The following is a 12531-nucleotide window of genomic DNA, read 5'->3' on the forward strand; positions in this document are numbered from 1 at the left end:
CGGCGGTTCGGAGCCCGGTTCCCGCTTTGCACCAGGCTGTTTGTTCAGACGGGTAGAGACGAGTCGTCGGCCGCCGGGCGCGTGCCGGCGACTGGGGTGGGTTTGCCGGCGGTGACGTTCCAGCTCCACCCTGGCAGTGCAGCAAGCAAGGCGGCCCGCTCGTTGGTTATCTTCCCGGCCCGGTACTCATCGCGGCGTTTCGCCGCCCAGCGGCCGAGCGGAAAGCCGTCATCGGTGACATGCGAGACGGCGACCCGGGCGTGACCGTGTACCGCCACGTAACCGGTCAACGCGGTGATGCCCCGAGTGAAGTGCTCATCCTGCGGGTCCCACGACCACCCTGGCAATGCAGCAAGCAAGGCGACCCGTTCGTCGGTTATCTTCCCGGCCCGGTACTCATCGCGGCGTTTCGCCGCCCAGCGGCCGAGCGGAAAGCCGTCATCGGTGACATGCGAGACGGCGACCCGGGCGTGACCGTGTACCGCCACGTAACCGGTCAACGCGGTGATGCCCCGAGTGAAGCGCTCATCCTGCGGGTTCCACGACCACCCTGGCAATGCCTCGAGTTCCGCAGCGCACTCTTCTGGCAGGCGGCTGCGGCGGCGGTCCCCGCGGCGTTTGTTGACCCAGCCGCCCAGCCAGAAACCGTCAGCGGTGACGTACCGATGGGGCACGCAGGCGTCACCGCTGCCGGTGACATATGCGCGAAGCGCCGCCAAGCCCTGCGCGAAGCCGTCGGCGATCGGGTCCCAGCTCCACCCCGGCAGGGCTTCGAGCAGTTCACGCCGGTGCGGCGACAGCGTGCCACGTCGATACTCAGCCCGGCGGTTCGCCGCCCAGAAACCTAGCTGGATGCCGTTGGCGGTTGTGTGAGACGACGGCACCGCCGCGGTGCCGGTTTCCGCGACGTAGCTCTGCAGGGCGTCGAACGCGCGGTCGAAGCGAGTCTTGTGGGTATCCCATGTCCAGCCGGGCAGCGCCTCGAGTTCGGCTATCCGGTCCGGTCGCAGCTGACCCGCCCGCCGGTTGCTCCGGCACGCTTCCACCCAGCCACCGAGCCGGAATCCTTCCTCGGATACGTGATCCTTGGGAACGTAAGCGTCGCCCGCCTGCGCTACATACGTGCGCAGTACAGCCAGCCCTTCTGCGAAGGCGCTCTCGTGAGGTTGCCAGATCCAACCGGGCAAGGACTCTAGCGCCGCGGCTCGGTGGGCCGCCAACCGACCGGCCCGGTAGTCCGCCCGGCAGCGTCCCACCCAGGCGCCCAGCCGGAAGCCGTCCGCAGTCCGGTAGGTGCCCGGAACCTGTGCGGCTCCCATCTCGTCGACGTATCGGCGTAGGCAGGCCAGCCCGGCATCGAACTTGGATTCCCGGGTCTCCCAACTCCACCTGGGCAACGCCGCAAGCCGTGCGGCGCGGTTGGCGGCAAGCCGGCCGGCCCGATGGTCCGCCCGGCGCTTAATCACCCAGGCACCAAGGCCGAACCCGCTCGCCGTCACATGGTCGCGAGGCACCAGGGCGTGGCCTTCGCGTGCGACGTAGACTTCAAGCTCGACCAGGCCCCTGTGAAACGCCGCCATACGGCTGTGCCAGCTCCACCCGGGCACGACCTCCAGTTGCGCCGTACGGTCTGCGGCCAGTAGCCCACGGTTGTGCTCGACCCGCCGACGGGTGACCCAGGCGCCCAACGCAAGTCCGTCTGCGGTGACGTGGTCCTTTGGTACGAGGGCATGCCCGTTTTCGGTGGCGTACTCCCACAGGGCGGCTAGCCCGTCCGGGAAACTGGTGTCCTCCACCTCCCACACCCATCCCGGCAGCTGCTCCAACTGCGTCACCCGGTGTGCCGAGAGAAGTCCCTTCCGGTACTCGCCTCTGCGCGTACTGACCCATCCGCCCAATCTCACTCCGGAAGCGGTGACATGCGCCTGCGGCGGACTGGCATGACCGTTCTGCTGGACGTACTGCTGAAGTGCGTCGAAACCGATGGTGAACGCCGTGTCGTGCCGATCCCAAACCCATCCCGGCAGATTCTCAAGTCGCACCGCCCGAGCCTTGGACAGCCGGCCCTGCTTCCGCTCGGTCCGCCGCTTCACCACCCACCTGCCAAGGGCGAATCCGTCGCTAGTGACGTGGTCGCCGTACACGAGCGCGGTGCCGTTCTCGCGCACGTAGCGCTGCAACTTCCCGAATCCGTAGAGGAAGCTGCTTGTCGTAGTCTCGACAATTCGCACCCGGAGCCGGTCCGCCAGTTCCACGCCGTTGAGCGTGGGCAGATCGAGGACGAGCTTGTCCAGCGCCGATGGGCGGATGCCAGCGCCAGCGCCAAGGTCGACGCGCAGTTTGTCGAGTTGCTCGGCGAACGTCTCATCGTGATCTCGCAGTGCGGCCAGCACCTGCCAGACGCTGTCGAACGCGCTGCTGGTCAGCGCAGTGTCCGGGTCGTCGGCCGGCTGAAGCACGACAGGAAGAATGATCAGGCTCTTGGTACCCCGTGTTCCGAGGCGCAGCGCCCGGCCAACCGCCTGCACGATGTCGACGGCTGATCGCCGTGGGTCGGCGAATAGGACCGCGTCTAGGTCCGGCAGGTCAACGCCGGTCGTGAGGCACCGGGCGTTCGCGAGCAAGGTCCTGGCGGGTCCACCGGTCTGCCCGGTAGCGCCCAATGTCCGCAGCAGGCCGTTGCGCTGGCTGGTCGGCATCGTGCCGCAGATGTGGGCGGCCTGGATCGGACCCGGGTCGGCGGCCGGGGCGACCGCTGGAAGGTCGTTGACGAGCGCGGCGAACGTACGGGCCCGGCTGACCCGGGAGTGGAAGCTGAGCGCGGTGCGAACTCCCTTCTCCCGCATCGCCCGGCCGATCGCCACCACGGCGGCGAACGTGGCGCCGTCGACGGGTTCACCTGCGGCGCCGACGATCGCCCGCTCGACCGCCGGATGAGCTGCACCGCCGCGGGCGCGGTCGTGGGCGGCCACCTCCCGAGCGGTGACGCCGAGAACCAGAACCTCGTAGTCGGCCAGCAGACCGAGCCCGATGGCCTCACCGAAAGTGAGCCGATGTGCGACCGGGCCGAACACTGCCCGGTCGTCCATGCTGGAGGTGACGGCGTCCAGCTCCGCGGCACTGCGGGAGAGGTGGGCCGGCACCACTCGCGGCGTCGCCGTCGCGAACACCCGGCGGCGAGTCCGGATCCGCCGGCTATCCAGTACGGTGGCGAACGCGGCGGAACAACGGCCGGCAACATAATGCGCCTCGTCGGCCACCACGAGGTCGAACGCTTCGGTAGCACTGTCGGCCATGGCCTCGGCGATCACCGGACTGGAATGGTACGTGGAGAAAACCGCAAGAGGTCGTTGATCATCCAGACCCTCGGCGAGGTGTTTCCGCAGCTCGACCACGTTGGTGAGCACCGGGACAGGAAGGTCGGCTGGCGATACATGCAGTTCGTCATTGTCGGCCCTGGCCACCGTCGGGTCGCCGCAGACGGCCACCGCCCGAAGGCCTCCCGTGGGGCCGGCCTGAGCTGACCACTCTCGCAGCGTCTGAGCAAGCAGCGACAGGCTTGGCAACAGCACCAGCATCCGGCGGGCGCCGACGCGCTCGGCGATGCCGTGACACGTCAGCGTCTTGCCGGTGCCGCACGCCATCACCAGCGACGCGCGAGCCTCATCGGCGGCAGACAGCTGCGCATCCAGTTCCGCCACCATCGCGTCGACCGCGTCGACCTGATGGTCCCGCAGGGCTCGGCGCGCCAATCGCATGGATATCGTTGGCTGCGCGTCGGCCAGCGCGGCAATGCTGGCGGGCCAAGTTGCCGCCGACTCCTCGAGACCTGCCCGGCCAATCACCGTCACCGGGGCCGCCTGGTCCCGGATGACACGGCGGGCATTCGGCGCCAGCCGATCGGTCGACATGACCAGCAGTCGGCGTTCGAACTGCCCTGTCGCGGAGGCCGCAAGGAAGGAATCGACGTCGGACTTGGTGACCGTGGTGCCAGCGGCGTACCCCTTGCATTGCACCGCCCAGAGTCCTCCGCCAACCGATTGGACGACAAGATCGATACCGATGTCGGGGCCGGTGGCGCCGGGCCAATCAGGCCACGGCCATACGTGGTCGACCTGGGGACCCCACACCGGGTCCGCCCGGAGCCAGTACCGGACCAACGCCTCGAATTGGCGTCCCCGCGCAGCTTTGCTTCCGGTACCGATCTCGGCGAGGAGCCGAGCGAGGTAGCCGGGCGAACACGGCGTAGGCGGCCCTGTCACCGTTGTACTACACGACGCCGTTGTACTGACTGTCACGACGGCAGGGTGACACGAGGGTATGACAACCTCTGGGCGACTACAGTTGCACGCGCTGCAACCGCTCGGACATGGCCGATCGCGGCGGGCGAAGGATCCAAAGTACGGTGCGGGTGCGCCGAGCACGGGCATGGCTGGTGCTATCCCGCGTGGGCGAGACAGCATTCACCCCCAGGGCTGCAGCCCGACCAGACGCCCACCAGGAAGACCTCGAGTAATCAATCGCAGTCCGCAGAAGCCTCGATTCAGCCGGCTAGTCCCGCTGCAACACATATCCGCTCGGTCAGATTGCCGAGGCCGATTGAATACGTTCGAGTGCACCGATCTTCGGCGTGATCGGGTGCACTGTTCTCGGCAGATCCGCGCACTGCCACGCGCAGCACCAGCAGCCTTGGCCCTCACGCACCGCTACTTGACTCTCGGCGAGGCAGCCGCGGACAGGCCCGTGCCGGGGCCTGTTATGGCCGTCCCGGTGGAGCCCATCTCGTCCGCCATAGCCACCCGAGGGACCACGCGGTCATCGAGAGGTTCAGGAAGTGTGACGCCACAGGTCGCGCAGGGGCGCCCAGGAGGAGCCGAGACCTTCCTCCCAGTAGGCGGTCAGGATCCCGGCGACAGGCTGCGCGGGATCGCTCCACCACAGTGCGGCCACCGTCTGTCCGGCGTGCTCTCCGGCGGGCACTCGGTAGGCGTACTCGACGTGAAGCTGCGGAGGGTGTTCGGCGAGCGTTGGGGTGGGTTGCAGCATGCCGGGAGCCAGATGTTGTGACTGCTCCGCCTGGGCTGCGTATCGAGCGTGGGCTGTATCCCGATCGGCAATGCTGCGATATGAGATCCAGTAGACGGTGACGATCCCGGCGGTGCATCGGGTACGCGTCTGCTCGCCGTCGCCGCGCTCAGGTCCTCCGCTTTGGGTATCGCCGGTGCAGTCGCTCATGCGGGCGAGCCAGGGCGCGGCGAAGTCGGCGAGCTGCTTCGTCGGGATGTGGCTGCGATTGACGCTGGCCTGACGCTCGGCGAACGGACCTTCGGCATCGCCTGTGGGGCGGTCCCTTGGGCTCTCCGAGGATGTGGGTGCACACCAGCTCGCGAAACCGGTGCCGAGCCCGGCACCGGCAAGGAGCACCGCGAGGATCATGGCCACCAGCCGGGCGCGGCTGGTCCTTGGTCGATGACTGTGCGGGCTGGCGGCGTGGGCTGGAGTGGAGACGCCGCCTGCAGGACGTACGGGAGTGACGGCAGGCGCCCGGCCAGGCGCCCTCGCCGGCACGTCGTCGTGGCCGGTCGGCCAGATCGCCTGGTCCGGGCCCTGCCTCGTCACAGTTGCCCTCCCTATTTGTGTCGTGGCGTTAGCCGATCTTGCGTCGACGGCCGGCAAGGACCAGACCTGCGCCGATGAGGACCGCGCCGGATCCGACCGCCGTGATCGAGGCGACGCGCACCCCGGTCACGGGCAACCCTGGTCCTTGATCGGCGCCGCCAGCGACAACCGCGGCGTCGGACGTCGGCGTGGACGTGTTCGAGACGCTGCTGGACGGCCGCGAGGGCTTGAGCGGAGGCCGGGCCGTCGGTGATTTGCTCGGTTCAGGGAGCGGTGGCGTGGAGGGCTCAGGGCCCGGAGGTGTGGTGGGTTCCGGATCCGGCCCCGGGTCGGTGGGATCGGGCTCCGGCGTCGCGGTGGGATCCGGCGCGGGCGGGCTCATGTCGGTGCTGGTCGCCTCCGCGGTCGCGGCCCTCGTCGCCGACGCGTCCGGAGCAGGAGTGGCATCGGCGAGTGTGGGTGAGGCTGCGACCATCAGGCCGACAGCTGCGCTGGCTGCCGATATTGCCAGGACATTCCAGGTGCGAATCGATCCGAAATGCACGAGTAATTTCCTCCCCCTCGAAGTGTTGAACTCGGCCTTGACGGAAGGTGCGATGCTCCGCCGTGCTGTGAGGAAGAAACGTAGCTTCTTGCTGTGTCAGCTACCAGCGTGATGCGCGCCGGAGGATTACCTTCTGGCGGACATAATCCCAGGTCAACCGTGCCTGCATAATGTGGTGACTGGACTGGTGAAACCGACTAGTAGTGGCCGGAAACGTAGACACTCCGGTTGGGCGTGTGCTGAATTGATCGCGTTGTTGGCGCAGACCTCACAACGGGGGAGCAGGTCTACGCCCGGAGCCCGCGACATCATCCGCGCGTGCTGCTAGCTCGCGCCCCCGGATAGGTGCGTCAAATGGCTTTGCTGCCACTTCCCTTCGGCTGTCAGTCGCCTAGTCGTCGACGGGCGATTCCCTACGGCTTGATGCTTCGCGCGGCGATCGCAATGTGGGGCCTCGCCGCCGTGGCGCTGGCAGCGTCCGGCTGCACCGGCGCCGCTAAGTCTTCGCCTGTTCCCGGCGCGACCTCCACCGCCATAGCGGGCGCCTCGACGACGCCAGCCGCGCCACCCTCGACCGCGACCCTCTATCGCCCGATTGACGCGCTATGCAGCAAGCTGGACCTGCGCTCCGTCGCCGACATCATCGGGCTGGTAGGGAGCCGGCAGGAGAGCTCCCGAACGAGCGGCAGCACCGCCAACCTGGCGTGCACCGCCACGGTGGGGCGCCTACCCAACGGTGTCGTGATGACGGTGCACGTCGACATCGTGGAGCCTGACTCGGCTCGCCTGATGTATGAGGGCATCCGGCAGGCGCAGCAGGACGCTGGCCCGGTCAACGATCTGACCGGCGTCGGCGGCGCCGCCTACACCTACACAGACGAGTCGACCGGCTTCAACTTGGCCACCTACGACGCGAACCTGTACCTGACAATCGCGGCCGCGCCGCTGCGCCTCGGGGCTGCGCTGCCCGGCGACCTGCCCGCCCGGCTGGTGGCCGTAGCGACCTCAACTCTGGCCGCCCTGCGCACCTGATCAGGCCGCCGCGACGCGATCCACCGGAACGCCGATCCCGACAACGCCTCGCCTGCCCATCGGTCCGACCGTCCTTGGAGATTTCCTGTGCCCACAACACCTCTACCCGCTGTGTTACCGGGAGCGGGCGACACCGACTACGCCCGCTACATGCGCATAGACGACCTGCTGTCCTTGCAGAAGGGACCGGGGGAGTGGGTACACCCTGACGAACTGTTGTTCCAAGTCGTGCACCAGAGCAGTGAACTGTGGCTCAAGCTCACCCGCTCACATCTCGCCAGGGCCCTCGCGCACATGGCCGCAGATCAACCGTCCGCGGCGGAACTCCTCCTCCATCGGGCTGCGGAAGCGCTGAGGCTCATCACCGAGCACCTGCGCATCCTGCGGTCACTGCCACCGGCGCAGTTCGCCGTCATCCGGACCGCGCTCGGCAACGGTTCAGGGTTCGAGAGCCCCGGGTGGCGGCTTCTCCGCGAAGCGACCACGGAGCTGGACATCGCGTTCGCCCGGCTGCTGTCCTCGCTGCGCCTCACCCCCGTCGACCTGTACAGGGGACAGCCGTCGGACCCGCTGTACCGGCTCGCCGAGGCGCTGGTGGAGCTGGACGAGCGGATCGCGCTGTGGCGCACCGAGCACTACAGCGTCGCCACCCGTGTCATCGGTCAAGGCGTGCTCGGCACGGGCCGTACCCCGGTTGACAGCCTCACCAAGCTCATCGCCCACCGCCGGTTTCCGACCCTGTGGGAAGCCCGCAGCGAACTCACCGAAGCGTTCTCGCGCGTGGCCTGTCCCCGGCAGGTGCAGCCGTGACCGCCGCGGCACTGGCCCGACCCGCGTTGCTCCGGCAGCGGTTGGCCACGCCATCCGGCAGCGCCCATCTGGCGGCGTGCAGCATCGCCCCCCGCACCCTCGATCTGGAACAGGCCGTTGCCCGGATGCTCAACGACCTCTCTCGGCCAGGCTTCTGGCAAGCATGCGAGGAGCAGGTCGCCCAGGCCCGCCAGCTGTTCGCCCGGCTCATCGGCGCCGACGCCGACAAGGTCGCGATCCTGCCCAACGCCAGCGTTGCCGCGCACCAGGTGGCGGCCGGCCGCCGGTGGCGACGACGCCGGGAAATCCTCACCACCCCCGCCGAGTTCCCGGGGATCGCTCATATCTGGATGGCCCAACCCGGTGCGCAGGTGCGCTGGTGTGGCACTCCCGGCGGGACGGTGCACACCGGCGACTACCTGTCGGCGATCACACCCCGTACCGCGCTGGTGTCGGTGCCCGCCGTCACCTACCGCGACGCCATCCGCCTCGACATCGCACGTATCGCCGATGCCGCGCACGAGACCGGTGCTGCCGTATTCGTCGACGCCTACCAGGCCGCCGGCGTCATTCCCCTCGACGTCGACGCCCTGCGCTGCGACTACCTCGTCACCGGCACCGGCAAGTATCTGCTCGGGCTGCCCGGCTTGGCGTTCCTCTACGTCCGGCATCCTGGCGGTCGGCCGCCGGCGCTCACCGGCTGGCTCGGCCGCACGGACCCCCATGCCTTCCGCACCACCGTCCTGGACTCGCCGCCGCACGCCCGGCGCTACGAGACCGGCACCCCCGCCGCAGCCGCCGTCTACGCCGCTGTCGCCGGCCTGTCCCTGATCGGTGACCTCGACCTGCGGCAGGTACGCCGCCACACCCAGCGGCTCATCGCCATGACCGCGCAGCGGCTGGCCGCCCAGGGCGAGGTCGTGCGTCTGGCCGCCGACGTCGATGCGCAAGGCGCACACCTGGCGCTCATCGAGCTACACGCGGAGGCGATGGCCGCCTGGCTCGGACACCGCGGTGTCATCACCGCGCCCCGTAGCGGTGTCCTGCGCTTGGCCATGCACGCCTACACCACGAACGAGGACATCGACGCCGTATGCGAGGCGATCGCCGCGTACCGGTGCCGCAGCCGCACCCGCCCTGGAGCGGCCCGATGAATCCCGAGCCGCTGCACCGCTGGCTGGCCCACCGACGACCCACCACACACCGCTTTCCTTACGACACTGTCGTCGACGCCTACCTCTACTACGGCAAGCACTTCATCCCCGAGGCATGGACCACGCCGCTGCGCTCCGCCCGTGAGCGCCTGCCCGAGGTGTCAGGACCGCGCGCATACCTGGCCGACTTCCTGGCCGTCGCCCTCGACAAGGTCGACGGCAGGTACGACTACCGCACATACCTCGCCCTGCCCCTCCTACCGTTACCTGACGCGGAGAGCAACGCCGAACCGGCAGACCAGCTGCTGGCCCGCCGCGACCACCTGCACACCTTGCTCCTGACCGACCTCATCTCCTTCGAGCTGCGCGCCCTCGACAGCACCGGGGCGCCGCTGCCCCAGATGCGTCCCGACGCGATGGTGGTGAGGAAACGGGCGCGACACGCGGTACGCGCCGCTGCTCCCGCACTGCGCCGGCTCAGCTTCGACATCCCTGCCGCCGGCGATCCGATGGCGCTGGCCCGCCGCCTGGCCGCGCTGACCGCAATCGATCGCACCGCAGCTGACCGGCTGATGCTGCGGACCACCATGCTGCCGGTCGAGCGCGTCCACGACGAGTACCTGTTTATCCGGGTCCTGCAAGCCTTTGAGTCCACCCTCGCCCTGCTCGCCGTGGACCTCACCGCAGCCATCACCGCCGTGGACGAAGACCGTCTGCCCGCGGCCGGCACGCGCCTGTCCTTCGCGGCCTCGCTCCTGCGCGAGACCGCACCGCTGTGGTCGCTGCTGGCCACCATGCAACCGGAGGCGTTCCACGCCTTCCGCGTCTACACCGACGGGGCAAGCGCCATCCAGTCCCGCGCCTACAAGCTGGTCGAATCGCTGTGCCGCACTCCCGACCCGCAGCGTCTGCACTCAGTGGCGTACCTGTCCGTGCCCGACGTGTACGCCCGCGTCATCAATGGACAGCGCAGTCTCGACGAAGCCCTGGACGCCGTCCGCGCCGACCATCGAGCTCTCGCGCAAACGCCCATTCTGGCCGACGGGATGCGGCAGTTCGCCGCCGCCGTGCGCCAATGGCGGCGCACCCACTACCGCCTCGCCGTGCGAATGCTCGGCACCGAACGACCAGGCACCGGCGCCACGCCGGGAACGCCTTACCTCCTCCACGGCCGCGACCAAAAGGTCTTCCGCAACAGCGACGCCCACGATCCTGAGGAGCGGTGACCGATGACTGCGCCATCGACCGTGCGCCGACGGGCGGGCATGCCCCACGATCAGCTGCCAGCCCAAGCCCACGCCTTCCTCCGCCAACGGCACAACGAGTTAGGGATGCCCGGCCTCGCGCGCCGCTGGCGAGAGGTGCGCGCCGAGATCCGCGCGAACGGGACGTGGCGGCCGACCTACGACGAGCTGGCCTACGCGGCGCGGGTGGCCTGGCGCAACTCCGGCCGCTGCATCGGCCGGCTGCGCTGGCCCAGCCTCATCGTCCGCGACCGCCGCCACATCACCACCCTGCAAGAGGTGCGGCGAGAACTGGCCGCTCACCTCGACGAAGCCACCAACGGCGGACGGATCCGCTCCGTCATCACCGTCCTCCCACCCGCCACACACACCGGCCCGCCCCCGGTGCGCATCATCAGCCCGCAGTTGGCCCGCTACGCGGCCTGGCAGAGCAGAGACGGCGTCCTCGGTGACCCCACCAACGTGGCCTTGACCCACCTGGCCACCTACCTCGGCTGGTCAGGACCCACTCGGCGTGGCCTGTTCGACATCCTGCCCTGGATCGCCGCCACCAACGACGGGAGACTGCACCTGCTACCGGCCGAGCCGGCGCACATCCTCGAAGTGCCGATCCACCACCCCGATCATCCGTGGATCGCTGACCTCGGACTGCGCTGGCCCGCCGTACCCGTCATCAGCAACATGGTGCTCCACTTCGGTGGCCTGCAGTTCCCTGCTCCGTTCAGCGGCACCTTCATGGCTTCCGAGATCGCCACCCGCGACCTCGCCGACGAACACCGCTACCACCAACTCCCCGCCATCATCGCCGGCCTGGGCCTCGACGACCGCGACCGGCTGCGCGCCGACAAAGCCCTGCTCACCCTGCACGAAGCCGTGCTGCACAGCTTCGAAGCGGCGGCCGTGTCCATCACCGACCACCACCGCGAAAGCCGGGCCTTCGCCCGCTTCGTGCAACACGAGGAAGCAGCCGGCCGCGTCGTGGTCGGTGACTGGAGCTGGCTCAACTCCTACCCGATGACTCCTCAGGACCCCTCCTGGAGTCGCTACTACAACACCGGCCAACCCACCCCGGCCCTTCTTCCGGACCCGTACTGCCTCGCCCTCACCGCCGGCCACCCCAGGCCCGGCCACGAACCCTCACTGCGTCAGCGCGCCGACGTCCCCCCGGCCGCTGCCGCCACACCCAACTACGCAAGGGAGGACACGTGTCCACACGCACACCCGCCAAGGCACATCGGCGACTGACCCGTCTGGCTTCGGCGGCCGTCACCCTGACGGCCGTCACCGCCGAGTTCGTCGGTGTCTCCGGCGGGCCCGCCCAGGCCGCCGGCTGCCGCGCCGCACCGTACAGCGCGAAATTCGGGGCCGCCGACTACTTCATGCAGTACGACGGCGTCGAAGTCATCAGCTACCCCAAGTACCCCAGCTACTACCGCACCACCAGCCAGTGCCGCGATATCCAGGTCCGCAACACCGGCGACGGCGTGGACTTCGGCCCCTTCTACGCCTGCGTCAACTTCTACGGACGTGCCACCTGCAACAACTGGACCTACGTGCCCGTCGGCCAGTGGCGCAACCTGGCCACCAACGTCAAGGACGGCACCAGGTTCTACGTCTGGGTCCGCATCGACATGGGCAGGTACTACGGATTCAGGGCCGTCGGCGACTGGTGATCGAGCTTGGGGCCTGCGGTTGCGCGGGCCCCAAGCTCCCGTACCGCTAGTAGTCGCCAATTGGAACGCGTTGCATCGATGCGATGAGACCTGAGAGCTCGGCTCCCGAGCAGGCCACCTACATCCTAGGATGCCTAGCGGATGTGATCTTCTCGGAAGCGGCAAGTTTGGGGTTGAGGTCGCCGAGAACCAGATTCTATGAACTAGATGTGCGGGGAGTCGGAGCAATGGCTTTTGCGAATGCGGCATCCGGAGGTGACGAGGGCGCGAGGCGACCGGCCAAGGCACCAACATCATTGCTGGCAGCCATCGGTCTCCCGGCCCCTCGGAGACGTAGATCCGCGAATGGCGGCCATTGGCAATACTGTCTCAGTGTCATGGACGTGCGAGGGCGGCTTGCCGATCGAGCACCGGTTCGCGCAATGGGGTGGAGCCCGGGCGACTCGCTGAACGGC

At 68.6% G+C, this 12531-nt stretch carries 9 protein-coding genes; 7 read left to right on the forward strand and 2 right to left on the reverse strand.

The window, feature by feature from the left end; genetic code table 11:
• Positions 1 to 44: 44 nt before the first annotated feature.
• Both BFV98_RS29870 and BFV98_RS29875 read right to left on the reverse strand, forming a co-directional pair.
• Positions 45 to 4298 (reverse strand): DEAD/DEAH box helicase, encoded by a 4254-nt coding sequence (locus tag BFV98_RS29870; protein WP_176921738.1) that lies wholly within the window; start codon positions 4296 to 4298, stop codon positions 45 to 47.
• A gap of 529 nt (positions 4299 to 4827) precedes the next feature.
• Positions 4828 to 5436 carry a hypothetical protein gene (locus BFV98_RS29875; protein WP_071099053.1) on the reverse strand — a complete coding sequence of 203 codons (609 nt, stop codon included), beginning with the start codon at positions 5434 to 5436 and terminating at the stop codon, positions 4828 to 4830.
• Between the two features lie 371 nt (positions 5437 to 5807).
• On the opposite strand from BFV98_RS29875, the gene BFV98_RS32085 reads away from it, so the two are divergent.
• The 7 genes from BFV98_RS32085 to BFV98_RS29905 all read left to right on the forward strand — a co-directional run bounded on the left by BFV98_RS32085 (position 5808) and on the right by BFV98_RS29905 (position 12076).
• Positions 5808 to 6275: a hypothetical protein gene (locus tag BFV98_RS32085; protein ID WP_143025375.1), complete on the forward strand. Its 468-nt coding sequence runs from the start codon at positions 5808 to 5810 to the stop codon at positions 6273 to 6275.
• Between the two features lie 242 nt (positions 6276 to 6517).
• Positions 6518 to 7195, forward strand: coding sequence for a hypothetical protein (locus BFV98_RS32830; RefSeq protein WP_255368301.1), 678 nt, complete (start codon positions 6518 to 6520; stop codon positions 7193 to 7195).
• 87 nt (positions 7196 to 7282) lie between these two features.
• The gene (locus BFV98_RS29885; protein WP_083395335.1) at positions 7283 to 8005 is read left to right on the forward strand and encodes a tryptophan 2,3-dioxygenase family protein; all 723 of its coding nucleotides are present in this window, start codon (positions 7283 to 7285) and stop codon (positions 8003 to 8005) included.
• A complete protein-coding gene (locus tag BFV98_RS29890; protein WP_255368302.1) occupies positions 8002 to 9159 on the forward strand; it encodes an aminotransferase class V-fold PLP-dependent enzyme in 1158 nt (385 codons plus the stop codon). The genes BFV98_RS29885 and BFV98_RS29890 overlap by 4 nt, the downstream gene beginning before the upstream one ends.
• Positions 9156 to 10385: a tryptophan 2,3-dioxygenase family protein gene (locus tag BFV98_RS29895; protein ID WP_071099058.1), complete on the forward strand. Its 1230-nt coding sequence runs from the start codon at positions 9156 to 9158 to the stop codon at positions 10383 to 10385. Before BFV98_RS29890 ends, BFV98_RS29895 begins: the two co-directional genes overlap by 4 nt.
• A 3-nt stretch (positions 10386 to 10388) precedes the next feature.
• Positions 10389 to 11648 (forward strand): nitric oxide synthase oxygenase, encoded by a 1260-nt coding sequence (locus tag BFV98_RS29900; RefSeq protein WP_143025376.1) that lies wholly within the window; start codon positions 10389 to 10391, stop codon positions 11646 to 11648.
• Positions 11609 to 12076: a hypothetical protein gene (locus BFV98_RS29905; protein ID WP_071098579.1), complete on the forward strand. Its 468-nt coding sequence runs from the start codon at positions 11609 to 11611 to the stop codon at positions 12074 to 12076. Before BFV98_RS29900 ends, BFV98_RS29905 begins: the two co-directional genes overlap by 40 nt.
• Positions 12077 to 12531 lie beyond the last annotated feature (455 nt).

Origin of the sequence: Micromonospora sp. WMMB235 (assembly GCF_001855515.1) — a bacterium.
Lineage (GTDB): Bacteria > Actinomycetota > Actinomycetes > Mycobacteriales > Micromonosporaceae > Micromonospora > Micromonospora aurantiaca.